Genomic DNA, 25,484 nt, shown 5'->3' on the forward strand with positions numbered 1-25,484 from the left:
AAATATAGAATCGAAAAAATAAATGCCTGCCATTGCTATTCCAGGTCCCGAAGGCCGTCTCGAAGCCCGTTTTTCGCCCCCGCCACGCCCGCGTGCACCGGTTGCGATGATCCTGCATCCGCATCCGCAGGCAGGCGGCACGATGAACGACCGCATCACGCAGGCCTTGTACAAAACCTTCGTGGCGCGCGGCTTTGCCGTATTGCGCTTCAACTTCCGCGGCGTCGGCCGCAGCGAAGGCGAATTTGACAATGGTATCGGTGAATTGTCGGACGCCGCATCGGCGCTCGATTGGGTGCAAAGCTTCCATCCAGAAGCATCCACGACATGGATAGCCGGTTTCAGCTTTGGCGCTTGGATCGGTATGCAGTTGCTGATGCGTCGCCCCGAAATCCGTGGCTTCATCTCTGTCTCGCCGCCGTCGAACATGTATGATTTCAGCTTCCTCGCCCCTTGCCCGTCCTCGGGTATCATCATTCAGGGTGCCCAGGACGAAGTGGTGAACCCCAGTGCAGTGCAGAAGCTGGTCGATAAATTGCGGACCCAGCGCCACATCACGATCCACCATGACGAAATTCCCCGCGCCAACCATTTTTATGAAAATGAAATGGATATGCTGATGGCGTCGGTGAACAATTATCTGGATTTCCGTCTGGACCCCAATTCCCCCATCAAGTGAGATTGGCCGAATAAGGTCGACAGGCGAAGTGCTATTTCACTTCGCCGGTCACCAGACTGTTGCCCTTATCATCGGGCACGACCCAGATTGCGATATTGGCAAATATCACCAGCGCAGCCGCGATCATAAGCCACATTTGCTGGCTTAATCCTTCCCGCCGCCAACGCTTCCACGCGCCGAAAAGAAGCAAAAAGGCGGCAATCATGGCGAGCGAGAGAATGGCGTTGAGCATATCCCCCCATAAAGCCCGTGGAAAAGCTGCACAATCGGGCAAATTCGCCATAGCGTTTTAACTGTCGCTCGCTTAGAGGGACGCCATTGACGAGTCCCCACGCCCGCGAAGGATATGCCCATGCGTATCGCCATTGCCTCCGACCATGCCGCCCTTGCGCTGAAATCCGCGCTGGTCGACTATGTGCGCCAACTGGGCCATGACATCACCGACCTTGGTCCGCACGACGAAAGCTCGGTCGATTATCCCGACTATGGCTATAAACTCGCCGCCGCAATTGCCGATGGCGATGCCGAGCGTGGCATTGCCTTATGCGGGTCGGGCATTGGCATTTCGATTGCGGTCAACCGCAACCCCGCCGCGCGCGCCGCGCTCGTATCCGAACCGCTGTCGGCGCAATTGGCCCGCGAACATAATGACGCAAATGTGATTGCCATGGGCGCACGCCTGATCGGCATCGAAATGGCAAAAGCCTGCGTCGACCGCTTTCTTACAACGGAATTTGGTGGTGACCGCCACCAGCGCCGCGTCGATAAATTGTCCAACCCGCAAAATGCGAAGGAATCAGCATGAGCAGCCATCCCGCAAATGACATCCAGAACAACGGATTTTTCACGCAACCCCTCGTCGAGCGTGATCCTGAAATTGCAGGCTGGATTGCCAAGGAATTGGGCCGCCAGCAGGACAAGATCGAACTGATTGCGTCGGAAAACATTACGTCACGGGCGGTGCTTGAAGCCACGGGTTCGATCCTGACCAACAAATATGCGGAAGGCTATCCCGGCAAGCGCTATTATGGCGGCTGTGAATATGTCGACGAGATCGAGACCATCGCTATCGAACGCGCCAAAAAGCTGTTCGGTTGCGAATTTGCCAACGTACAGCCCAATTCAGGCAGCCAGATGAATCAGGCGGTGTTTCTCGCGTTGCTTCAGCCGGGCGATACGTTTCTGGGGCTGGATCTGAATTCCGGCGGTCACCTAACGCATGGCTCGCCTGTCAACATGTCTGGTAAATGGTTCAATCCGGTCGCTTATGGTGTGCGGCAGGACAATCATTTGATCGATATGGACGAAGTTGAGCGGATCGCAAAAGAGACAAAACCAAAGCTGATCATCTGCGGCGGCACGGCTTATTCGCGCGGCTGGGATTGGGCACGCTTCCGCGAGATTGCGGACGAAGTCGGCGCTTATCTGATGGCTGACATGTCGCACATCTCGGGCCTAGTTGCAGGCGGAGCGCACAGTTCCCCTGTTCCGCACGCACATGTTACAACGTCCACAACCCACAAGTCGCTGCGTGGGCCGCGTTCAGGTATCATCCTGACAAATGACGAGGCGCTGGCCAAAAAGTTTAACTCGGCGATTTTCCCGGGACTTCAAGGCGGTCCATTGGTGCACGTAATCGCAGCGAAAGCCGTATGTTTTGCCGACGCGATGAAGCCGGAATTCAAAAGCTATGCCGCGAGTGTCGTCGAGAATGCCAAGGCATTGGCGTCGTCTTTGCAGGAACAGGGGCTCGATATCGTGTCGGGTGGCACTGACAACCATTCGATGCTCGTCGACCTTCGCCCAAAGCAGGCAAAGGGCAAACATGCCGAGCATGCGCTCGACCGCGCCTCAATCACCTGCAACAAGAATTCGATTCCGTTCGATCCAGAAAAGCCGTTTATAACGTCTGGCCTGCGATTGGGTACACCTGCGGGCACAACGCGTGGATTTGGTCCAGCCGAATTTCGACAAGTCGGCCGTATGATCGCCGACGTTGTGGAAGGCCTGCGCCACAATGGAGAGGCCGGCGACGGCCAGATCGAAGCGCGGATCAGAGAAGAAGCCGAAGCAATGTGCGCGCGCTTCCCAATCTATCCCTCTTGAACTATATAGGTGACTTACCCATCTAGGGTCAGGGTTGCTTCAATGCACGTTCGAGGTTTGAGGCCATTTTGCTCAGGGCAAGGAAGGAAGCCGCAGGGATATAGATATATCTCAAGGCTTTCTGACGCGGCCATGGGCAAAATGGGTCAAATCCTTCGGACGCCAAAATGGCTTTGATCTCGGACCAAAATACGCTTGCAGGCAGAATGACTGCCTGACGGCGCGCATTTTGCTCCGATATCTTCGCCATTTTGACGCCTCGAACGTGCATTGAAGCAACCCTGACCCTATACACAGAAGGGATTTTGATCATGGGATATTGTAACGATTGCGACGGCGAGTATCAGGACGGAGCCAAATTCTGCCCTCAATGCGGCGCGAAGACACCCGAGCAGCGGGCGGCGGAGAGCATTCCGAACCAGGCCAAGCATTATGTTGGTGAGGCCGCCGACGAATTATGGGGTGCGACCAAGGACGCATTCCACACCGGCAAGCATCTCGCCGATCAGGATACGGTCAAGAAAGTCGCAGGCGGTGCTGCCATCGGCGCAGCCGCAGCGGTCATCGCGCCTATCGGCCTTGCCACCGGTGCGTTGATCGGCGCCGGGATTGTCGCTTACCGCCATGTGAATAAAAAGAAAAATCAGGAAAACCAGAAATAGATGCGTTGCCCATTTTGCGGACATGATGACAGCCAGGTCAAGGACAGCCGTCCGACCGAGGACAATAGCGCCATCCGCCGCCGTCGCCAATGTGAAGGCTGTGGCGGGCGTTTTACGACCTTTGAACGAATCCAGCTTCGCGAATTGACGGTTATCAAAACCGAGGGGAATCGCGAACCGTTCGAACGGGAAAAGCTTGAAAGATCGTTATCGGTCGCTTGCCGCAAGCGCCCCGTTGACAGCGCGCAGATCGAAAAACTTGCGTCAGGCATCCAACGCCAATTGGAAACTTTAGGTGAAAGCGAAATTGAATCGAAGCGGATCGGCGAATTTGTCATGGATGGCCTGAAGGCGCTCGACAGCGTTGCTTATATCCGTTTCGCCTCGGTATATAAGGATTTCAACGAGGCAAAGGATTTCGAAGATTTCGCCGGGAGCGTCGTCGAAGCGGCAAAGAAATGAGCTTGCCGCCCATTATCATCCTCGTCCGCCCGCAATTGGGCGAAAATATCGGCAAGGCTGCGCGTGCCATGCTCAATTTCGGACTGACCGAGATGCGGCTGGTCGCGCCACGCGATGGCTGGCCCAATCCCTCTGCCGGCCCCGCCGCATCGGGCGCGGACATTGTGCTGGCCAATGCGCGGGTTTATGATACGCTTGCCGACGCAACTGCCGATATTAGCCACATTTACGCGACCACAGTTCGAAAACGTGGCGTAACCAAGCCGGTCATTACGCCCGAAGACGCCGCGCTGGAGGTCCTGGGGAATGCGGGACGCAGCGCGATCCTGTTCGGTGCGGAAAGATCAGGGCTTGAAAGCGATGAGGTTAACGTGGCCCGCGCCATCATCACAGTCCCCATCAATCCCGATTTCGGGTCCCTGAACCTGGCGCAGGCGGTCATCTTGTGCGCCTATGAATGGTCAAAGACACAAAATCTCGCAAGCCCGCCCAAAACCGACCTTGATCCACCCGCAAGTCAATTTGAGCTGGACGGCCTGATCGAGCAACTGGACGATATGCTTGATCCACTCGGATATTTCAGACCCGCCGACCGCGCCCCCGTCACGCGCCGGACATTGCGGAACCTTCTGACCAAAGCGGGCTGGAATGCCCTCGAAGTCCGCACATTACGCGGTGTGCTGACGACTTTGGCAAAGCGACGAGTGGAGCAGGTTAAGGACTAGCGTGAAGCAGTCACCCAATATAGTATGTCGCCCGACCCTCACTTAACCAAAGCGACGATATATGCATTTCTTCACTATTTTATTGCTGCTGGTTGCTTCACCAGAAGTCGCGACCTTGGAACAGCCATCGGAAATTCCTGATGCAAAGCCGGTTAAGCCTAAAAAAATCTGTCGCGCCGGGGCCGAAACCGGAAGCCGGTTGACAGCCAAAATATGCAAAACGCAGGCCGAATGGGATGCCCAGGTCGGGGCGGATCAATCATCGCTGAACCGCGCAAAAAGCAGATAAGCTGCACCGGTGGAACAAAATCCAAGCTAGTTCGACCTGCTGTCGTCCCATTTCTGCAATTCATAGGCGATGGACTGCTCCACCAGTTCATCCCATATCCTACAAATTCTCGCCGGATCCAATCCCATGGCCATTGCGTGGCGCTCAACATTTGCAAGCACCTCAAGCTTTCTGGCCTCGTCACGGACGGCATTTCGATCTATCTTGATTCGCGCCGCAGCATCCATATAGCCGAAGCGCTTGGCCAATAGAGCAACGAGCTGGACATCAATCGCATCAACACCTGCCCGTACATCGGCCATGGACGTGCAATTCTGGGGGTCAATCGGGTCGGCATTTTTTGACATGGCCGCGCCTTAGAAAGCTGCACCGATAAAGTCGAGCGCCATATTGACAATCCGCCTCGCAACGCCCATAGGCCCGCCTTCGCAATTGACCCTGCATCCCGGTGAAGCAGGCGTCCGGCCCATCTAGCATGTGTCGCGCGGTACCGGGAACATCGTTGTTAGCAAATTGGAGACTGTAAATGTCGAAGCGTACAAGCTCGAAATATAAACTTGACCGCCGGATGGGTGAAAATATCTGGGGCCGCCCCAAATCACCTGTCAACAAGCGTGAATATGGCCCCGGCCAGCACGGTCAGCGCCGCAAGGGCAAGCTGTCCGACTATGGTATACAGCTGCGCGCCAAGCAGAAGCTGAAGGGCTATTATGGCGACATCACTGAAAAGCAGTTCAAGCGCGCTTATCAGGAAGCCAACCGCATGAAGGGCGATACCTCGCAGAACCTGATTGGTCTGCTGGAGCGTCGCCTGGACATGATCGTATACCGCGCCAAGTTCGCACCGACGATTTTCGCCGCGCGCCAGCTCGTGAGCCACGGCCATGTTCGCGTCAATGGCGTGAAGTGCAATATCGCCAGCCGCCAGGTTGACGTAGGCAATGTCGTCAGCCTTGGTAACAAGGCGAAGGAAATGGCACTCGTGATCGAAGCCCAGGGCCTCGCCGAACGTGACATTCCCGAATATGTTGCCGTTGACGGAAATGACAAGGTAACCTTTGCGCGCGTTCCTTCGCTTGACGAGGTGCCTTATCCTGTAAAGATGGAACCCAATCTGGTGGTCGAATTCTATTCGCGCTGATTTCGGTATCCAGCCAATCAAAGGGGCGGTCCTTCGGGGCCGCCTTTTTTGTTTGGGGATATTGCCGCTGTCTGGCAAAAGAACCGGTACGATGGAAATTTAGGAGTTTTCGATGCGAATTCTGACGCTTGCTTTGGCTTCGGCCTTGATGTTGACCACTGCCTGTAAACAAATGGACGATAAGTCCGTCGATCGTTCGGTACTGCCTGAAGTCACGGTTCCGGAACTGTCCGAACAGACCATGAAGGACGTCGTCAAGGAATTGTCGCTGGACAGCTACGAAGGTCGCGCGCCGGGTTCGGTGGGTGAGGAAAAGACGGTTGCTTTTCTGATCGACCGCTTCAAGAAAGCTGGGCTGGAACCCGGGAACAACGGCAGTTGGACGCAGGATGTCCCTCTGGTCGAGATCACCGCGAAAAATGTGTCCGCCCTCAGCATTGCGGACAAGAGCGGCAAGGCCATGTCCTTTGCCTATGGGAGCGAATTTGTTGTCGGCAGCTATCGCGAAACGCCCAAGACGAAGATTGACCAGAGCGAAATGATATTCGTCGGCCATGGCATCGTCGCCCCGGAAAAGGGCTGGAACGATTATGAAGGCCTGGACGTCAAGGGCAAAACCGTGGTGATCATGGTCAACGACCCCGATTTCGATGCCGCCGGTCTCACAGGCGACTTTGGCGGAAAGGCGATGACCTATTATGGCCGCTGGACCTATAAATATGAGGAAGCCGCGCGGCAGGGTGCTGCTGCTGCGCTGATCATTCACGATGACGCCCCCGCCGCTTATGGCTGGAATGTCGTCAATTCGAGCTGGACCGGAACGCAGTTTCTGGCCCAGTCCAAAGACGCAGGCGCGAGCCAGACAGCCGCCAATGGTTGGATCCAGAAAGATGTCGCGAAGGAAATCTTCGCCGCCGCCGGACAGGATTTGGGCAAGCAGATGGCGGCCGCAAAAAAGAAAGGCTTCAAGGCTGTGCCTTTGGGCCTGACGGCCTCGTTGAGCTTTGACAATGACATTGCGCGTAAGGCGAGCAAGAATGTCGTCGGCGTCCTGAAAGGCGCAAAACGGCCTGAAGAATATGTCCTCTACACCGCCCATTGGGACCATCTGGGCCGCTGCACAGCGGCAGCCGATGGCGACGATATATGCAACGGCGCCGTCGACAACGCGACCGGCACTGCTGCTCTCGTTGCCTTGGCCGAAGGCTTCAAAAAAGCTGGCGCGCCGGACCGCAGCGTCGTGTTCCTTGCGGTAACCGCAGAGGAATCGGGTCTGCTTGGTTCCAAATTTTACGCCGAAAACCCGGTCTTTCCGCTGAGCCAGACCGTCGGCGGCGTCAACATGGACGCCTTCTCCATGGCAGGCCCTGCGAAGAACCTGACCGTCATTGGCAAAGGCAAATCGCAGCTTGACGATTATCTGAACGCCGCCGCCAAGGCCGAGGGACGCACCCCCGAAATGGAGCCGACGCCTGAAAAAGGTTTCTACTACCGCTCGGACCATTTCAGCTTTGCCAAATTGGGCGTGCCGATGGTCTATTTTGAAGGCGGAGATGATCTTGTCACCGGCGGTAAGGAAGCGGCCAAGGCGGCTGCCGAGGATTATGAGAAGAACCGTTACCACGCACCCGGCGACGAATATGACGAGGCATGGGACTGGTCCGGTGTGATGGCCGACCTTCGCCTTTATTATCGCGTAGGCCGGATGCTGGCGATGACCGATGCTTGGCCCAATTGGAATGACGGCGACGAATTCCGCGCCATCCGTGACAAAAGCCGCGACGGGAAATAAAGTCCCATGACGTTTAGAATGCCCGCCGAATGGGCACCGCATGAGCGTGTCTGGATAGGCTTCCCGAGCTTTTGGGGTCATTGGGAAGAACCCTTTGCTGCCGCCCAGAAGCAGATCGCGGCCTTTGCCAATGCTGTCTACGACGATGGCAAGGGTGAGACGGTGTATCTGATCGCGGGCAATGCCGATGCGGCAAAAGTCGCGCGCGACCTCGCCGCGCCGGGTGTGATTGTTGAGGAACGCCATATCGGCGATGTGTGGCTACGCGACACAGGCTGCATCATTGTCGGTGAAGGCAATGGCCGGATCGCACGCGATTTCGGCTTTAACGGCTGGGGCAACCGGTTCAACTTTGACGGCGATCAGGATATCGGCAAGACGCTGGCGCAGGCGGCGGGCCTGACTGTCACGCCGTGCGATTGGGTATTGGAAGGCGGCTCCATCGATGTCGATGGCGAAGGCCGCGCCGTGACTACGGTCGACTGCCTGCTGAGCCCCAACCGCAACCCGGAGCTGGGCAAGGCGCAAATCGAAGCACGGTTACGCAGCGACCTCGGGATCGAGCAACTTCTCTGGCTCGGCGATGGCCTTGCCAACGATCATACCGACGGCCATGTCGACAATCTCGCGCGTTTTGTGGGGCCGAACCATCTGGTCATTCCCGAAGCACGCGATGCGGACGACCCCAACAGCGCCGTCTATATTGATGCGCGCAAAGCGGCGGAGGCCTTCGGCTGCCGGGTGACGCCCCTGCCCTCGGCCGGGCGGTTCGAACAATATGGCGAAGCCGTTCCGGCCAGTTATATGAACTTCTATATCGGCAACAGCGCAGTTATCGTTCCCACCTATGGCAGCCGCCATGATGAGACTGCCCTCGCGGAGCTGCAAAGCCTGTTCCCTACCCATAAAGTCGTGGGCCTACCCGCCGATGCCGTCCTGACAGGCGGTGGCAGCTTCCATTGCTCCAGCCAACAAGTTCCACTTTAGCTATATTGGCTTTTTACCACTTCGGACCCATATAGGCCTGCAGTTCAACAGAGAGGAATCCCCCCATGAAAAAGTCCCTTCTTTTCGCCCTCGCCGCAACCATGCTGACCGTTCCGTCCTATGCCGATGACCATCAGGGCATGAGCAAAGCCGAACATGACAAGATGCACAAGGCGCATCAGGATCGTTTGGCCAAGATATTGGCTGACCCATCGCGTGCCGAAGATTCCAAGCGCGACAAATATCGCCATCCTGCCGAAACTTTCGAATTTTTCCGCCTGCACCCCGATCATATCATCGGCGAATATGCCCCCGGGGGTGAGTGGATTTCGCGCATTCTCGGTAAATATGTCGATGAAAAAGGCAAGTTTAACGGCCTGTATTTCAGCACCGACGCCGGGTTTGGAACACCCGAATCGCATGCCCGGATCAAGGCCAGCGCGGCAAAGTTTGGCGAAGATGTCTCCAAGGTTACCGGGCGCCCGGCAACCGATTATAATGGCTTTACACTCGACGCGATTCCTGAAGGCGCCAAAGGTACATATGACCGCATACTCGTGATGCGGATGCTGCATAATTTGATCCGTTTCAATATTGTCGATACTGAACTCAAGCGTATGCGCGAACTTCTTAAGGATGACGGCTTGATTGGAATCGAGCAACATCGTGCAAAGGCCGATGCGCCGTACAGCTATTCGGACGGCAACAAAGGCTATTTGCGCGAAGCCGATGTCATCAGGTTGATGGAAGTAAACGGTTTTGAACTGGCCGGGAAAAGCGAGATAAATGCCAATCCAAAAGACACGGCCAATTGGCCCGACGGCGTCTGGACTTTACCGCCGCAGTTGACACTCAAAGATCAGGACAAGGCAAAATATGAAGCCATCGGCGAATCCGACCGCATGACGCTCTTGTTCAAAAAGCGGCCTTGATCTCGATATGCTGGCCTTTGCGATCAAAGCGATACTCTCCGGAGTCATTATCGCGCTGATCGCATTGGTTGGTAAAAAAGCACCGGCGGCAGGGGCGCTTATCGCGTCGCTGCCGCTTATATCAATTTTGGGCATGATCTGGTTGTGGCGCGACACCGCCGACCCGAAGTTGCTGGCCAACCATGCCGAGGCAACATTCTGGTACGTATTGCCCAGTTTACCGATGTTCCTGATCATCCCTTGGATGTTACGCACCGGGATCGGCTTTTGGCTGACGCTGACCGCGTCCGGTCTGGTGACAATCCTGCTCTATCTCGCAACAATCGGCATTGCCGCACGTTTCGGTGTGCGGCTATAGCGCGTTCATGAACCGCTCAATCTCCGTCGCCGCACTTCAGCTGCCTTTGGCAGGCTCCGAAGCCGCAAATATTGATGCTGTGTCCGACCTCGTTAGTCAGGCCGCGGGACATGGCGCGCAGATCATACTTCCTCCGGAGCTCTTTTCCGGCCCCTATTTCTGCAAAACGCAGGAAGAGGCGCACTTCGCCCTTGCCCGCCCGACCCTGGAACACCCCTCGGTCCAGGCGATGGCAAAACTCGCCAAGCAATTGGGTGTCGCTATACCCACCAGTTTTTTTGAACGCGATGGCGCGCATTTTTACAACACTGTGGCGATGATCGATGCCGAGGGCGAAATTCTCGGCACCTATCGCAAAAGCCACATTCCCGATGGACCCGGCTATCAGGAAAAATATTATTTCCGGCCCGGCAATAGCGGATTCAAGGTCTGGGACGTGTTCGGCACCCGCATCGGCGTCGGCATCTGTTGGGACCAATGGTATCCCGAATGCGCGCGGGCAATGGCTTTGATGGGCGCGGAGATGCTGTTTTACCCCACCGCCATCGGGGCGGAGCCGCAGGACGATACGCTCGACACGCGGCATATGTGGCGGCGCGCCATGGTCGGCCATGCGGTCAGCAATTGCATGCCGGTGATCGCCGCCAACCGTGTCGGCAGTGAAGATGATCATGGCCTTGGGCCGCAGAAATTCTATGGCACCAGCTTTATCGTCAACGAATGGGGCGATGTCGTTTCGGATTTGGACGACGCCGAAACCGGACTTTTGGTTGCAACTTTTGATCTTGATCAGGCCCGCGCCCATCGCGCCAGCATGGGTTTCTTCCGGGATCGACGGCCCCAGCTTTACGGTCGTTTGGTCGAGGACATTTAAGCTGTCCCACCTATATCTTGTCGGCCTTGGTTCTAACCAGCCCCACCCCTTGATCGGCAAACCCGCGCAGATCATTCATCAGGCTATAGCTGCGCTTGAAATGGATGATATCGACGTATTTGCCCAGTCTGCGGTCATCACCAGCGCAGCAATGGGGCCTTCACGCAGATGCTACGCCAATGCCGCGACTATTCTGTCCACTGAACTGCTTCCTTCCGAACTTTTGACGCGGCTTCAAGAAATTGAATCACATTTCGGGCGCATCCGTCGTGGTCAACCCTGGGGCGCACGGACGCTGGATTTAGACATCATCTTATGGTCCGGCGGCTTTTGGGCGGATCGCAACCCGGACCTCAACATACCCCATCCCGAAATGCGAAACCGCAATTTCGTGCTTACCCCGGCGGCGATGATCGCACCAGATTGGCGCGACCCCATAACCGGCCTGTCGATACGGCAGTTACAAACGCGATTTAACCGTCCAAAGCGGCTTGACCACGCACCCTAGCGCCATTAGGGGGAGCGCTCTCTATCAAACCACATAAGCGGTTTCGATAAGGGCCCTTAGCTCAGTAGGTAGAGCAACTGACTTTTAATCAGTAGGTCGCTGGTTCGAACCCAGCAGGGCTCACCATATTATGGTTACGATTTTCTCCGGCTTTTTAACTCTGAAAAAAGTGGACATATGCCGGATCGGTCAATAGCTTTGACGGTGCCATCTCAATATGGATGGCGCAGGCGGAAGATCTGTGAACATGAAAATGGGCCCATTGAAAAACATCGTCGTCATTCTTGCCGCCGGACTGACGGCGTGCGGTGGCTCAGGTGGAGGGTCCGTTACGGCGCCTCCGACTAGCATAACACCCGGCACGCCGCCGACTGCGACAAGCTGTGGCCTTGTTGACCGGCAAAATTTCGCATTTTCCGTGCTGAACGAATGGTATCTTTTTCCCGACACATTGCCATCTGCGCTAAGTCCGGCGGGCTTTAACTCTGTACAATCCTATATCGATGCATTGACCGCGACCGCACGCGGACAGGGGCGCGACCGGTTTTTCACCTTTATAACTTCGATTCAGGAGGAGAATGCATTCTTTTCCTCAGGTTCGACCGCAGGTTTCGGATTGCGGTTTGCCTATCAGGGTAATCGCCTCTTCACGATCGAGGCATTTGAAGGCGCGCCTGCGCTTAATGCCGGCATAGATCGCGGGACCGAGATTCTAGCTATCGGCACGAACAGCTCGAATCTGGTTGCGGTTGCCGATATATTGACGGCGCAAGGGCCCAATGGCGTCAATGATGCACTTGGGCCAAGCACCGCCGGAACCAGCCGCGTGTTGCGGATCACCGATACCGCAGGCACGCGCGACGTGACTGTGACCAAGGCCAATTTCAATATCGATCCGCTGTCTCCGCGCTATGGATCGAAAATAATCGACGATGGTGGCCAGCGGGTTGGCTATATCAATATGCGGACATTCATTACGACCGCCGACAATCAATTGCGGACCGCATTCGCCGATTTTCGGGCGCAGGGCATTACGAACTTTGTGATCGATTTTCGCTATAATGGCGGCGGGCTCGTCTCAACCGCCGAATTGATGGGCGATTTGATGGGCGGCAACCGGTTTAGCAGCGATGTTTTTTCAGTAACTCGTTTTCGCGCATCAAAATCTTCGAACAACGAAACACGGCGGTTTTCGCCGCAACCGCAATCCGTCTCCCCGGTGAAAATTGCCTTCATTTCAACCAATGCCACGGCCTCCGCCAGCGAATTGGTGATGAACAGCTTCACACCCTTCCTTGGCGTTAACGCGGCGTTGATTGGCAGCAACAGTTTCGGCAAACCTGTGGGGCAAATTGCCGTCGATCAGGCATCATGTGACGACCGGATACGCGTCGTTGCCTTTGCCAAGGACAATGCCGCCGGTCAGGGTGACTATTTCTCCGGCCTCGCTGGAACCATGGGCACAACGTGCGCCGCCGCCGATGACATTACCCGTCCGCTGGGCGATCCGCAGGAAGCATCTTTGCGGACGGCGCTTGATTTTGTCGCAGGACGCAGCTGCACGCCCGTAGTTGCAAGTCAAAGCGCACAGCGGACATCGTCGCGCAGCCAGCGCGAGATTTTGCCGCTTCCGACAAATCCCAGCCTTGCACAACGCGAAGTTCCAGGATCGTTTTAAGCCGAAGCCCCGGCTTCTTTCACCCGCAACATGGCAAGCGCAGCGCAGAGCATAACGATCGCGGCGAATGCCATTGTCCAGATCGGTTCGGTCGGAAAAAAGGCCTTCAGGATACTGCCCATGACCGTTGCGACCAGCAATTGGGGGATGACGATAAATACGTTAAACAACCCCATGTAAATGCCCATTTTATTAGCAGGCAGGCTTGACGCCAAAATGGCATAGGGCATCGCCAATATCGACGCCCACGCAATGCCTACGCCGATTTCCGAAAAGATCAGCAAGTTCGGATCGCGTATGAAAAGAAAGCTGGCATAGCCCGCAGCCCCGGTGAGAAGGCAGGCCATATGCGTATGCACCTTGCCGAATTTCTCGGCCATTTTCGGCAAGATGACCAACGCCGCCAATGCGGCAACACCGTTGTAGATTGCGAACAATGTGCCAACCCAATTGCCGCCGTCACCATAGGCTTTGCTGGCAGGGTCGGCCGAACCGAACATATATTGGGCAACCACTGGTGTCGTGTAAATCCACATGATGAACAATGCGGACCAGCTGAAAAACTGCGCGACGGCCAGTTTTTTCATGATGTCGGGCATCCCCGAAAAGTCGCCGACGATATGCGCCAAAACATTATTGCTGCGGCCCGATTGCGCCAGCGCGATGGCCAAAAGGCTGGCAACCCCATAAGCGACAAGCAAAGCGCCCAACAAATATACTTCCTTTTCCAGACCGGTGATTTCGACCAGAGCAACAACCAAAGCGCCGCCGATGATCCAAACAACCGCGCCGGACATGGACCGTGCGGCAAGCGCCCGAATCGTAGCGCCATTGTCTGCCGGCGGACCGTCGAACATCTCCATTTCTGCCGGACTATATTCCTGTGTCGTCAGAACCGTCCACAAAACGGCGGCGAACAGGGCGATACCGCCAAACCAGAAGCTATATCGTACCGTATCCGGAATCTGTCCGACCGGCGCGAGGTTGGATACGCCCCATGCATCCAGAAAATATGGAAAAGCCGAACCGACGACTGCGCCAGCGCCGATAAATGCGGTCTGGATCGCATAGCCCGCTGTATGCTGATCCTTACGAAGCATATCGCCGACAAAGGCGCGGAATGGCTCCATCGAAATATTCAGCGACGCATCAAGCACCCAAAGCATGATCGCCGCAAACAGCAATATTTCTGCCAAAGGCATCAGGATAAGCGACAGGGCCGACAATATCGCACCCGCCAGAAAATACGGACGACGTCGGCCGAATTTGCCAAACCATGTCCGGTCGCTAAAATGACCGATCAGCGGCTGGACCAGCAAACCGGTTAGCGGCGCAGCAATCCATAGTGCAGGCAAATCATCCAGACTGGTGCCGAGCGCCTGAAATATGCGGGACATATTCCCGTTTTGTAGGGCGAACCCGATCTGGATACCAAAAAAACCAAAGCTGATGTTCCACAGCCCCCAAAATCCCTGACGCGGCTTTTCCACGAGCGCTCCTCTCCCAAATTTATATTATTAAACGTCAGGCTGACAGAAAGAAACGCGGGTCGCAATGGGCGCAACAGGTTACGCATACGTATAAGGAAGCAGAATTCAATGCGCCCCGCAGGATTTCCGCACGATCAGTTTTGCCGGCAAAACTTCGGTTGGAACCTGTTCATTGCGGATTTGCTTCAATACACCATCGACCAGAACTTCACCGGCGAGCCGGTAATTCTGCTGGATGGTGGTCAGCGGCGGGTGGGTCAGGCTTGCCGCCGGAATATCGTCAAACCCGATAATCGCAACGTCTGTGGGTATATCGAGGCCATGTTCGCGCAGCGCCCGCATCGCGCCAATTGCGATTGTGTCGCTCGCGGCAAAAATGGCGTCAAATTCTGCGCCGCTGGAAATCAGCATTTGCGCCGCATCATAGCCTGCATCCTGCGAATTCAGGGCATCAACCTGCAATTTTGGATCAGCGATAATGCCTTCGCCGCCCTGCGCTTCGCATGACCCGCGATAGCGATCCTGAAATTCGGGATAATGGCTGCTTGCATCACCCAGAAATGCGATTTTGCGACGGCCATGCTGCATCAAATGCCGCGCCGCATCCATCCCGCCCCTGAAATTGTCGCAACCAATGGTCGTTCCCGGCTGCCCTTCCTGGGCAAAGCCCCAGCGGACGAAATGCGTCCCCTGCTCCACCAATTGTTCAAGTTTCGCGCGATATAGTTCATAGTCGCCATAGCCCAACAAGATGATGCCATCAGCCTTGCGGCTATCTTCATAATCGACATGCCAGTTGGACGAAAGCTGCTGGAATGAAATGAGCAGATCATAACCGCGATGCGCGCAGGTGCGGGTGAGCGAGCCGAGCATCGACAGGAAAAAGGGGTTGATACCGGTTTCGTCAGGCGTCGGCTCTTCAAAAAACAGCAATGCTAAAGTCCGCGTTTCCTGCAATCGCAGGTTCGACGCATTTTTGTCGACCTTGTAGTTCAGTTGTTGTGCAATCGCCTCGATACGCAGGCGGGTTTGTTCCGAGACGGTGGGGCTACCTCGCAACGCCCGTGAAACCGTCGGCTGCGACACCCCAGCAAGCTGTGCGATATCAAATGATGTGGCTTTGCCTGCCATTACCGGTCAGCGCCTTTCCAACTCCTGACGCCAGCTTAGGAAGACAAACCGAGTGAAGCAATGATGGCGGGGCAACGTCAAAGAATGCGTTACGAATGTTGCAAAATTGCAACAGTCCAAAATGCATATTCTGAATACGTATGTGGATTTCTGGTCAATACGCAGCGTCAGGCGCACTTTGTCATGGTCATATTTGCATCGATGCGAGCCTGCGTGTCGATGTGTCAACGTAGCCGGTTACTGTCCGATAAATTGGACGGGGCCTTTTAGGGGAGTTTATCATGGCCAAGTTCCAGTACAATTCTGCGCGCCAATTCGCGCACAGTGCAAGTCGCTTTGCCCTTGGCACCGCAATGGTCGCCGCGCTCATCTCACCCGCCGCCGCACAAGATGCGGCCCCGGCGGACGGCGACGAAGACGCGATTGTTGTTACGGGTTTTCGTGCCTCTATTGAAAATGCAATATCCGTAAAACGCGAATCCGACTTCATTGTCGATATCGTATCTTCCGATGATATTGCGGGTTTGCCTGACGTTTCCATCGCGGAATCTCTGGCGCGCCTGCCGGGCGTGTCTGCCCAGCGCACGGGCGGCCAAGCAAGCGCCATCAATATTCGCGGGCTTAGCCAGGATTTGGTTTCGGCAAGTTTGAATGGCCGCGAACAGGTGGCAACTTCGGGCAACCGGACGATTGAATTTGACCAATATCCATCGGAACTGATCAATCAGGCCGCCGTCTACAAGTCGCCGCTTGCGCGCCATATTGAAGGTGGCATTGGCGGAAAAATCGATTTGCAGACTGTTCGTCCGTTGAGCAATAAAGAGAATTTCAAAGGTCAGGTAAACATCCGCGGTCTTTACAATGATCGCGCCAGCGAAAGCCCCGATGTCGGTTCGACCGGATATCGCGCATCAGGCTCGATTCAGTTGAAACTGGCGGATGATACAATCGGCTTCGCCCTTGGTTATGCCCGCCTGTTCCAGCCCAATGTTGCCACGCGCTTTGTTCAATTTGATTTTCCAACACCCGGCAATAACGGCTCTCCAACAAGAGATTTGGACGGAAATGGCAAGCCGGACGCATTCAACTTTGGATTCGAAGGGATCCAATTTGGCGGGCGTGAAACGCGCGATGCTGTGATTTCGGTTTTGCAATGGGAACCGTCGGACAGCGTCAGGTTGCTCGTTGACGGCTATTATTCGAGATTCAAATCTGATGTCGCCAGGCGCGGATTTCGCGTTGTATCGACCCAGAGCGGCGACAACCAAATTACCAATCCAGTCGTTATAAACGATGCCTTGGTTGGTGGTCGCTTCACCAACCAGATTGGCAGCAACGGATTTGGCTTTGGCTTAGGTACCGAACTGGTTAATCAGGACGAAAGTCGTCGCGACGAACTCTATACATTTGGCGGCAACCTCGCTTATGATTTTAGCGACAACATAACGGCTTCGGTTGATGTATCTTATTCAAGCGGCACCAGCTTCTTTAACAATTCCGGTATAAACCTTAGGCCATATGTAACCGGTGTAGCACCCGTATCGGCGCAAAACCCGCTGGGTGTTGTTCGGGCTGATCAGGTGCCGGGCAATATCATTGTCGACTATCGCCTCAATGGTATAAACCTGCCGACAATAAACTTCATTTCTACCAACTTTACGGACACCGATATCGCTGGTGGAAGTGCATTTTTGCTTGATGGCCAGTTCCTCGTTCCGCAGCGTGATGAAGATGAATTATTTGCGGTGGCCGGTGACGTGAACATCGCAATGGATGACAATTTCTTCAAATCGATCGATTTTGGCTTCCGTTATGCCGACCGTAATGCCCAGCGCGTTGTAACCTCATTCAATACATTTGGTATTCTCGGCGGTCCATTGCAGGTTCCAGCGGACATTGTAAAAATCGGTGGATTTTCAGGTGGATTTGCCGGTGCTGGTTTACCCAATTTCGCGGTAGTGGACATCGACAAGGCGTTTAACCTCGCATTCGGCAATAATTTTGGTTCGCGCCAGCCGACCGATCAGATCGCTTTTGATTTTACAATCGACCAAAGCTTTAGAATTAAAGAAGAAACCATAGCCGGATATGGTCAGGTCAATTTTGACTCAACGCTGGGCGGTCTTGGATTCCGGGGTAATTTTGGTCTTCGTGTAGTCAAGACCGATCAAAGCTCGACCGTTCTGTTCGCAGATCCTAATCTACAAGATAATCCAGCCACTCCGCCACCTGCCCGTGAAAACCGACGCTTGGTGACGCGTGGTGACAAGTTTACCGATTTCCTTCCGTCGGTGAACATGATCTTGGACCTGAGCGAAAGCGATCTTTTGCGCCTTAGCTATAGCCGCCAAATTTCACGCCCCCGCTTTTTTGAACTGCGTGGATCGATCAGCGTTAATACTGGTTCAGACGGCAATACAAGTGGTAGTGGCGGTAACCCGTCGTTGCAGCCTTTCCGCGCCAATCAGTTTGACTTCAGCTATGAACATTATCTTGGACGCAGCGGAATTATCGCCATCGGTGCCTTTTATAAGGATTTACGTTCGTTCATCATCAACGACACGATCGCCCAGTTCAATTTCGTTGAAAATGGCGTAACTCCCCCGCCTATTCCGGGTACGAATATTCCGGGGAACGCCACGGGTAGCTTTGGCGCACCGATTAATGGCGATGGTGGTTATGTCTGGGGCATCGAGTTCCAGCTTTCGAAAACATTCACCGAACTCCCGGCTCCATTTGATGGATTGGGCGTCCAGTTGAACTATGCCTACAGCGAAAGTGACTTGAACTTCCCTAGCTCGACAAGCGGCGCCAACATCAATTTGCCATTGCCGGGTCTTTCACGTCACGTTTTCAATCCGGTCGTATTTTATGAAAAATCCGGCTTTGGTGCGCGTGTCAGCGCCCGTCATCGCTCAAGCTTCGTAAGCCCGCAAATCGGCATCAGCGAATTGATCCTGACAAGCGCGCCTGAAACTGTGGTGGATGCCCAGCTATCCTATGAATTCCCAGTATCAAGCGCATTGGCTGGCCTGAAATTGTTGGCGCAAGCCAACAACCTTACCGATGAACCAACGCGGACCTTCTTTGGACGGGAAGATCAAACAGGTACGCTGCAGAATTTTGGACGAACTTTCTTCCTCGGAGCAACATTCAACTTCTAATGCATCGGAATTGAATGATAAAACGCCTGGCAATGAAGTTTCTCATTGTCGGGCGTTTGCTTTTTATCCCGACTTTGCTGGGAATGTAGTAAGTTGAATTGCTGAGTTGGAGGCCCCTATGACACGCAAGATTGGTCGCTTGGATTCCCTTTTAAAGTTCACGTTGCTTGCAACATTCGCTACTACACCTATCCTAGCCCAAACCCTTCGCGACCGTTTACCCGAGGACGAGGTCATTTATTTCGTCCTTCCTGACCGCTTTGAAAATGGGGACCGAACAAACGACAAGGGCGGGCTTTCCGGTGACAGGATGGTCACCGGTTTCGACCCGTCGCATAAGGGCTTTTATCATGGCGGGGATTTGGCGGGGCTGGTGCAGCGGCTGGACTATATCCAGGGCATGGGCGCCACCGCAATCTGGTTTGCGCCGATTTTCAGGAACAAGCCGGTGCAAGGCGGGCCGGGTGAGGAATCAGCGGGATATCATGGTTATTGGGTGACGGATTTCACATCTGTTGACCCACATTTCGGCAGCGATGCGGAATTCAAGGCCTTTGTGGACGCCGCCCATGCACGCGGGATGAAGGTCTATATGGACATCATCACCAACCATAGCGCCGACGTCATCCAATATGCCGAATGCCCGAATAGCGCATGTAGTTATCGCAGCCGGGCCGATTATCCCGACAAAGCCTATACCCCCATCGTCCCCAAGGGTGAGGAAAAGGTCAAGGTGCCTGCGTGGATGAACGATGTTCAATATTACCACAATCGGGGCAACACGACATTTCGGGGTGAAAATTCCATCATGGGCGATTTTGTCGGCCTGGATGACTTTGCCACTGAAAACCCGCGCGTTGTCGAAGGCTTTATCGATGTCTACAAAGGCTGGATCGACCGGTTCGGCATTGACGGCTATCGCATCGACACGGCGCGCCATGTGAACCCGGAATTCTGGGCAGTCTTTGCCCCGGCCATCATGGCCCATGCAAAAAGCCGCGGGATTCCCAATTTCCACATCTTTGGCGAAGTCGCATCGGACGGCATCGATGTGCAAGCGCAGGCCTTGCATACGCGGGTTGCCAAATTGCCAACCGTGCTCGACTTCGTCTTTCGCCGTGCGGCTATTGAAACAGTTACCGGCCGCGCCGGAACCGATTTGCTGGCAACGCTGTTTGAAGGCGACGACCTGTATGAAGGCGGAAAGCAGACCGCCAAACAATTGCCCTCCTTCCTGGGCAACCATGACTTCGGGCGCTTTGCCCGCGAAATGCGTGTTGCACATCCCGAAGCCGACGATGCCGAGATATTGCAGCGCGTCTTGCTGGGGCATGCCATGATGATGACATTACGCGGCGTTCCCACCATATATTCGGGCGACGAACAGGGCTTTGCCGGTGACGGAAACGATCAGGATGCGCGCGAAGATATGTTTCCCTCCAAGGTCGCTGTATATAACGACAATGATCTGGTCGGAACGGACGCAACCACGGCGGACAGCAATTTCGATACGCGCCATCCGATTTACACCGCAATTGCCGATCTTGCAAAATTGCGCCACGAACAGGTGGCATTGCGTCGGGGTGACCAGATTGTCCGTAACTATAGCGAAAAACCGGGCCTCTTTGCCGCGTCACGGATCGACCCTGCGTCGGGCGAACATGTCCTGATCGCGTTCAACACGTCAAAAGAGGCATTGAATGCAAATGTTGAGGTTGAAAAATCGGTCAAAAAATTGGAAGTGTTGCGCGGAAACTGTCCCAGCGCCCCGCGCTTGGCAGGATCGGTTGCCGTTTCGCTTCCCGCATTCGGATATATGGTGTGCAAGGTAAAATGAGCAAACCCCTTCCATCCTCCGCTGTGCAAGGCGAACGCGCTTGGTGGCGCGGAGCGGTCATCTATCAGGTCTATCCCCGCAGTTTTGCCGACTCCAACGGCGATGGCATTGGCGATTTGCAGGGGATAACCGCCAAGCTGGATTATATCGCATCGCTTAACGTCGATGCCGTCTGGTTGTCGCCATTTTTCACATCGCCGATGAAAGATTTCGGATATGATGTGGCCGATTATTGCGGCGTCGATTCCCTATTCGGAAGCCTTGCCGATTTCGATGCTTTGGTCGCAAGAGCCCATGATCTGGGCCTAAAAATCCTGATTGATCAGGTCTATTCGCATACGTCTGATCTGCATGGTTGGTTTGCCGAAAGCCGGTCGAGCAGGGATAATGGCAAGGCCGACTGGTATGTCTGGGCCGATGCAAAGATCGACGGCTCGCCGCCCAACAATTGGCAGTCGGTATTTGGCGGTCCGGCATGGACCTGGGACGCGCGGCGCGGTCAATATTATATGCACAATTTCCTCAGCAGCCAGCCGCAAATGAATGTGCACAATCCCGACGTGCAAGAGGCATTGCTGGCTGTGGCCAAATTCTGGATGGATCGCGGCGTCGATGGCTTTCGCGTCGACGCCATCAATTTTGCGATGCACGATCCGGAATTGAAGGATAATCCCCCTGCCCCTGCGGATAATGGGGTCAGGACGCGGCCTTTTGACTTCCAGTTAAAAATCAACAATCAATCGCACCCCGATATTCCTGGCTTCATCGGCCGTATCCGGTCGCTTCTGGACCAATATCCTGACCGGTTTACCGTTGCGGAGGTCGGCGGACCCGATCCTGACGGGGAAATGAAAGCCTTCACCGCCGGTGAAAAGCATTTCAACAGCGCCTATGGCTTCAACTTTCTCTATGCCGAAAAACTGACCCCGGCACTGGTGCGCGAAGCGTTGGAGGCGTGGCCGGATGAGGATGGTATCGGCTGGCCAAGCTGGGCCTTTTCCAACCATGACGCCCCGCGCTGGATAAGCCGTTGGGCACCAGCCCATGCCCAGAAACCATATGCGGCGATGGTCATGATGCTATTTGTGTCGCTGCGCGGCAATGTCATACTCTGGCAAGGTGAGGAACTGGGCCTTACCCAGGTCGACATTCCCTTTGAAAAGCTTCAGGACCCAGAAGCCATAGCCAATTGGCCCCTTACCCTCAGCCGCGACGGCACGCGTACCCCGATGCCCTGGGTTGCCAATGCGCCGCAATGCGGTTTTAGCAGCGTCGAACCCTGGCTGCCCTTTGGGGCCGACCACAAATTGCTGGCGGTCAACCTTGCGGAGTCTGACCCCCATTCGATGCTAAATTTAACCCGTGACCTTATCGCATTTCGCAACGACAATGACGCGATGCGAAGCGGAAACCTTCGGATAATCCAGGCGCAGTCAAATCTTCTGGTATTTGAACGGGAACATGACGGTCAGCACCTCATATGCGCTTTCAATATGGGAGAAGATGCAATTGACTGGCAACCGGCACAACCCGACCGGTGGCGCATGGTAAAATCGGTCAATGGGGCCCAAGCCGGATCTTTGCGGGCATATGGCGCTTATATCTTGGAAAAAATTGCATAATCGCCAGAGCGGGAGTCGCAGCATGGGTAGGAATGAAGTACAACAGGCAATTGTCAGAAGCATGGTCACTATGGGCGCAGCTTTGCTTGCTGCGACATCGGCGCTGGCGCAAAATAGCGCGACCGCAACTTCCCCTGATGGCGACGTGCAGGTCAGCGTGTCGATCGACGGCGACGGCCGTGCCGCTTATGCTGTAAACCGCAAGGGCAAGGCAATTCTCGCGCCATCCAAGCTTGGGTTTTTGCTAACCGATGCGGTCAAAATTGACCGCCGCCTGTCCATCACCGGACAGGAAACTCGCGATTTCGACGAAAACTGGACACAGCCGTGGGGCGAATGGAAGACGATCCGCAACCGCTATCGTGAACTGAAAGTCCATTTCAAGGAAACGACCGCCCTCGCCCGCGTGTTCAGCGTGACGTTCCGCCTTTACGACGATGGCGTCGGCTTCCGCTATGAATTTCCGGAACAGCCCAATCTTGCCCATGCCAATATCGCTGACGAGTTGACCGAATTTGCCTTTGCCAGTGACGGCATAGCGTGGTGGAAACCTGCGTTTCTCTGGAATCGCGAGGAGTATTTGTACAACAAGACTCCGCTGTCAGCGGTCAGCAACGCCGACACCCCCATCACGATCAAATTGGCAGACGGCACCCATGTTGCCTTGCACGAAGCGGCGCTGGTCGACTATTCGGGCATGGCGGTTTCCAGAACCGAAGGCACAACCTTGCGTGCCGCCCTTCATCCGGGTGCCGGCGAACCCAAAGTCCAGAAAAAGGGCGCTTGGACAACGCCGTGGCGCAGCCTTATCATCGCCGATGATGCCGCGGGCGTGTACCACAGCCATTTGATGCTCAACCTGAATGAACCCAATAAGCTGGGCGATGTCAGCTGGATCAAGCCGGGGAAATTTGCCGGTGTCTGGTGGAACATGATCAAGGGGGAATGGAGCTGGGCGCGCGGCCCCAAGCATGGCGCCACCAATGAAAATGTGAAACGCTACATCGATTTCGCTAGTGCCAACAAGATCCCCCATTTGCTGGTCGAAGGCTGGAATATAGGCTGGGATGGCGACTGGTTTGGCAATGGCTATGATATGGACTTTGCCAAGCCAACCGAAGATTTCGACGTCGATATGCTGGTCGCTTATGGCAAGAAAAAGGGTGTGCGCCTGATTGGGCATCATGAAACCGGCGGCGCGGCAACCCATTATGAAAAGCAGTTCGACACCGCATTCAAATTCGCCGCCGATCATGACTATATGGTCGTTAAAACCGGCTATGTCACCGATGCGGGCCAGATGGAACGTGAAGACGCCGACGGCAAAAAATATCGCGAATGGCATCAGGGGCAATGGATGGTCAACCATCAGCTTCGCGTGGTGGAAACCGCCGCCAGATATAAAATCGGGATCGATAGCCATGAACCGGTCAAAGGCACCGGTTTGCACCGTACCTATCCCAATTGGGTTGCACGTGAAGGTATGCGGGGCATGGAATATAATGCCTGGCCGGGCAAAAACCCACCCGAACATGAGGCCAATGTGGTGTTCACCCGCATGCTGGAAGGACCCATGGATTTCACCCCCGGAATCCTGAGCCTAAAGGGCAGCGACGATAGCGATTTGCTCTCGACCATCGCAAAGCAACTCGCGCTTTATGTCGTCATCTATTCGCCGGTTCAGATGGTTGCAGACACGCCTGAAAATTATGCCAAATATCCCGGGCCGTTGAAGTTCATCCGCGATGTCCCCACCGATTGGCAGGAAACGCGCGTTCTGAATGCGGAAATCGGCGATTTTGTGACCATCGCCCGCAAGGAACGCGGCGGTGAAAACTGGTATATTGGCGCGGTCGGCGATGAAGAAGCGCGCACCCTGTCGTTCAAACTGGACTTTCTGAACCCCGGCACATCTTATGTTGCGGAAATTTACCGGGATGGGGATGAAGCGGATTATCGCACGGAAAAACGTCATTCGATTGTCATTGAAAGCAAGACGCTCCGCAATACAGACAGCCTGACATTGCAAGTCGCCCCCGGCGGCGGCTTTGCCATCCGGTTGGTACCTGCCAAGGGCAAATGATTAACCGGCGCAACATGATCGCGATGGGCGGCGCAGCGGCTTTGTTCGGGGCGTTACCGCAAATTGCCGCCGCACAGGATATGGGCCGTTTTGTCGACTTGGGATTTATCGCATCTGATGCAATTGTCCCTGCCGGGGTGGTGGTCTGGCTTCCCCCAGGATATGATCATTCCGGGCAACGCTATGGCGTCGTCTATATGCATGATGGCCAAAATCTATTCGATCCGAAAAGATCCAATTTCAATAAGGTCTGGGCCGCCGACAAATCTGCATTGCGCTTGATCGCCGCAAAAAAGACCCAGCCATTCATCATTGTCGGAATCGATCAACCCGGCACCGACCGGTACCGCCAATATTTTCCTAAGCCGATGATGAACCTCGTGTCCCCGGGGGTAAAACAAAAAATTGAAGAGCAAAGCGGCGGTAAAGCAATAACAGCGGACGCATATCTGAAATTCATCGTCACACAGTTAAAGCCCCGCATCGATCGGGAATTTCGCACCAAAGCGGATCGCCGGCATACCACTATTGCCGGTTCAAGCATGGGCGGGCTTATCTCGCTTTACGCCCTTACCCAATATCCGGATGTTTTTGGAAATGCAGCGACGGTATCCACCCATTTGCCGCTGGCCGATCCGAACTGGAGCGCGGATGAACGCAGCGATATTGATGCGGCCTGGCGTACATATGCAAAAGAATATCTTGGGCCGCCTGCGGGTCGCCGGATTTGGTTCGATCATGGTACAGAGACACTCGACGCCTTTTACCAACCTTATCAGGAAAATCTGGATGCCGCTCTGACGGCAAATGGTTGGCAACAGGGGCGCGATTTTTCAAGCAAAGTCTACGCCGGTGCGCCGCACGAAGAAAATGCCTGGGCCGCGCGGCTTGACGACATTTTCGGATGGCTTTTACAGAATTATTAGGTCGCCCATCTGATCATTTGCGTTTTCAACCGCAAAAA

Annotated in this window: 25 protein-coding genes and 1 tRNA gene; 21 read left to right on the plus strand and 5 right to left on the minus strand. The window is 54.9% G+C overall.

Going from position 1 to position 25,484, the window contains the following annotated elements:
- Positions 1-22 precede the first annotated feature (22 nt).
- Positions 23-679 (plus strand): alpha/beta hydrolase, encoded by a 657-nt coding sequence (locus EUU23_RS06205; protein WP_160353177.1) that lies wholly within the window; start codon positions 23-25, stop codon positions 677-679.
- Between the two features lie 31 nt (positions 680-710).
- On the opposite strand, the gene EUU23_RS06210 is transcribed toward EUU23_RS06205, so the two are convergent.
- The gene (locus tag EUU23_RS06210; protein WP_246156149.1) at positions 711-962 is read right to left on the minus strand and encodes a hypothetical protein; all 252 of its coding nucleotides are present in this window, start codon (positions 960-962) and stop codon (positions 711-713) included.
- 69 nt (positions 963-1,031) lie between these two features.
- On the opposite strand from EUU23_RS06210, the gene rpiB reads away from it, so the two are divergent.
- On the plus strand, positions 1,032-1,484 hold the full coding sequence (rpiB, locus tag EUU23_RS06215; protein ID WP_179956513.1) for a ribose 5-phosphate isomerase B: 453 nt from the start codon (positions 1,032-1,034) through the stop codon (positions 1,482-1,484).
- Complete coding sequence (glyA, locus tag EUU23_RS06220) at positions 1,481-2,785, plus strand: serine hydroxymethyltransferase (RefSeq protein WP_160353179.1); 1,305 nt, start codon at positions 1,481-1,483, stop codon at positions 2,783-2,785. The genes rpiB and glyA overlap by 4 nt, the downstream gene beginning before the upstream one ends.
- Positions 2,786-2,813: 28 nt before the next feature.
- Here the strand turns inward: glyA and EUU23_RS06225 are convergent, their stop codons facing one another.
- A complete protein-coding gene (locus tag EUU23_RS06225; protein WP_160353180.1) occupies positions 2,814-3,035 on the minus strand; it encodes a hypothetical protein in 222 nt (73 codons plus the stop codon).
- Positions 3,036-3,096: 61 nt separating this feature from the next.
- Here EUU23_RS06225 and EUU23_RS06230 point away from each other — a divergent pair, with 61 nt between their 5' ends.
- The 4 genes from EUU23_RS06230 (at position 3,097) to EUU23_RS06245 (ending at position 4,923) form a co-directional block, all read left to right on the plus strand.
- Positions 3,097-3,447 carry a zinc ribbon domain-containing protein gene (locus EUU23_RS06230; protein ID WP_160353181.1) on the plus strand — a complete coding sequence of 117 codons (351 nt, stop codon included), beginning with the start codon at positions 3,097-3,099 and terminating at the stop codon, positions 3,445-3,447.
- Complete coding sequence (gene nrdR, locus EUU23_RS06235) at positions 3,448-3,909, plus strand: transcriptional regulator NrdR (protein ID WP_160353182.1); 462 nt, start codon at positions 3,448-3,450, stop codon at positions 3,907-3,909.
- Positions 3,906-4,634, plus strand: a complete 729-nt coding sequence (locus EUU23_RS06240; RefSeq protein ID WP_160353183.1) for an RNA methyltransferase — start codon at positions 3,906-3,908, stop codon at positions 4,632-4,634. The genes nrdR and EUU23_RS06240 overlap by 4 nt, the downstream gene beginning before the upstream one ends.
- Positions 4,635-4,695: 61 nt before the next feature.
- Positions 4,696-4,923 carry a hypothetical protein gene (locus EUU23_RS06245; protein ID WP_160353184.1) on the plus strand — a complete coding sequence of 76 codons (228 nt, stop codon included), beginning with the start codon at positions 4,696-4,698 and terminating at the stop codon, positions 4,921-4,923.
- A 26-nt stretch (positions 4,924-4,949) separates the two neighbouring features.
- Here EUU23_RS06245 and EUU23_RS06250 read toward each other — a convergent pair whose 3' ends face one another.
- On the minus strand, positions 4,950-5,270 hold the full coding sequence (locus EUU23_RS06250; protein ID WP_160353185.1) for a chorismate mutase: 321 nt from the start codon (positions 5,268-5,270) through the stop codon (positions 4,950-4,952).
- 179 nt (positions 5,271-5,449) lie between these two features.
- Here EUU23_RS06250 and rpsD point away from each other — a divergent pair, with 179 nt between their 5' ends.
- From rpsD to EUU23_RS06295, 9 genes are all read left to right on the plus strand, one after another.
- Positions 5,450-6,064, plus strand: coding sequence for a 30S ribosomal protein S4 (rpsD, locus tag EUU23_RS06255; protein WP_160353186.1), 615 nt, complete (start codon positions 5,450-5,452; stop codon positions 6,062-6,064).
- A 172-nt stretch (positions 6,065-6,236) separates the two neighbouring features.
- Entirely contained in the window at positions 6,237-7,856 is a 1,620-nt protein-coding gene (locus EUU23_RS06260) for a M28 family metallopeptidase (RefSeq protein WP_425505102.1), read from the plus strand.
- Positions 7,857-7,862: 6 nt separating this feature from the next.
- Complete coding sequence (locus EUU23_RS06265; RefSeq protein WP_160353188.1) at positions 7,863-8,843, plus strand: agmatine deiminase family protein; 981 nt, start codon at positions 7,863-7,865, stop codon at positions 8,841-8,843.
- A 65-nt stretch (positions 8,844-8,908) separates the two neighbouring features.
- A complete protein-coding gene (locus EUU23_RS06270) occupies positions 8,909-9,775 on the plus strand; it encodes a class I SAM-dependent methyltransferase (protein WP_160353189.1) in 867 nt (288 codons plus the stop codon).
- Between the two features lie 7 nt (positions 9,776-9,782).
- Positions 9,783-10,133, plus strand: coding sequence for a DUF3147 family protein (locus EUU23_RS06275; protein WP_160353190.1), 351 nt, complete (start codon positions 9,783-9,785; stop codon positions 10,131-10,133).
- A gap of 7 nt (positions 10,134-10,140) precedes the next feature.
- Complete coding sequence (gene aguB, locus EUU23_RS06280) at positions 10,141-11,007, plus strand: N-carbamoylputrescine amidase (RefSeq protein ID WP_160353191.1); 867 nt, start codon at positions 10,141-10,143, stop codon at positions 11,005-11,007.
- 1 nt (position 11,008) lies between these two features.
- Positions 11,009-11,515 carry a 2-amino-4-hydroxy-6-hydroxymethyldihydropteridine diphosphokinase gene (folK, locus tag EUU23_RS06285; protein WP_160353578.1) on the plus strand — a complete coding sequence of 169 codons (507 nt, stop codon included), beginning with the start codon at positions 11,009-11,011 and terminating at the stop codon, positions 11,513-11,515.
- 50 nt (positions 11,516-11,565) lie between these two features.
- Positions 11,566-11,641, plus strand: a tRNA-Lys gene (locus EUU23_RS06290).
- 121 nt (positions 11,642-11,762) lie between these two features.
- On the plus strand, positions 11,763-13,193 hold the full coding sequence (locus tag EUU23_RS06295; RefSeq protein WP_160353579.1) for a S41 family peptidase: 1,431 nt from the start codon (positions 11,763-11,765) through the stop codon (positions 13,191-13,193).
- Here EUU23_RS06295 and EUU23_RS06300 read toward each other — a convergent pair.
- Positions 13,190-14,683 carry an MFS transporter gene (locus EUU23_RS06300; protein ID WP_160353192.1) on the minus strand — a complete coding sequence of 498 codons (1,494 nt, stop codon included), beginning with the start codon at positions 14,681-14,683 and terminating at the stop codon, positions 13,190-13,192. The genes EUU23_RS06295 and EUU23_RS06300 overlap by 4 nt on opposite strands.
- 105 nt (positions 14,684-14,788) lie before the next feature.
- Positions 14,789-15,814 (minus strand): LacI family DNA-binding transcriptional regulator, encoded by a 1,026-nt coding sequence (locus tag EUU23_RS06305; RefSeq protein ID WP_160353193.1) that lies wholly within the window; start codon positions 15,812-15,814, stop codon positions 14,789-14,791.
- 281 nt (positions 15,815-16,095) lie between these two features.
- On the opposite strand from EUU23_RS06305, the gene EUU23_RS06310 reads away from it, so the two are divergent.
- The 5 genes from EUU23_RS06310 (at position 16,096) to EUU23_RS06330 (ending at position 25,446) form a co-directional block, all read left to right on the plus strand.
- The gene (locus EUU23_RS06310; protein WP_160353194.1) at positions 16,096-18,978 is read left to right on the plus strand and encodes a TonB-dependent receptor; all 2,883 of its coding nucleotides are present in this window, start codon (positions 16,096-16,098) and stop codon (positions 18,976-18,978) included.
- A 118-nt stretch (positions 18,979-19,096) separates the two neighbouring features.
- Positions 19,097-20,815 (plus strand): alpha-amylase family glycosyl hydrolase, encoded by a 1,719-nt coding sequence (locus EUU23_RS06315; protein ID WP_160353195.1) that lies wholly within the window; start codon positions 19,097-19,099, stop codon positions 20,813-20,815.
- Positions 20,812-22,437, plus strand: a complete 1,626-nt coding sequence (locus EUU23_RS06320) for an alpha-glucosidase (RefSeq protein WP_160353196.1) — start codon at positions 20,812-20,814, stop codon at positions 22,435-22,437. The genes EUU23_RS06315 and EUU23_RS06320 overlap by 4 nt, the downstream gene beginning before the upstream one ends.
- A 22-nt stretch (positions 22,438-22,459) precedes the next feature.
- Positions 22,460-24,520: a glycoside hydrolase family 97 protein gene (locus EUU23_RS06325; RefSeq protein WP_425505098.1), complete on the plus strand. Its 2,061-nt coding sequence runs from the start codon at positions 22,460-22,462 to the stop codon at positions 24,518-24,520.
- On the plus strand, positions 24,517-25,446 hold the full coding sequence (locus EUU23_RS06330; protein WP_246156153.1) for an alpha/beta hydrolase: 930 nt from the start codon (positions 24,517-24,519) through the stop codon (positions 25,444-25,446). Before EUU23_RS06325 ends, EUU23_RS06330 begins: the two co-directional genes overlap by 4 nt.
- The last annotated feature ends 38 nt before the right edge of the window (positions 25,447-25,484 follow it).

This window comes from Sphingorhabdus profundilacus, from assembly GCF_009769755.1.
GTDB lineage: Bacteria > Pseudomonadota > Alphaproteobacteria > Sphingomonadales > Sphingomonadaceae > Sphingorhabdus_B > Sphingorhabdus_B profundilacus.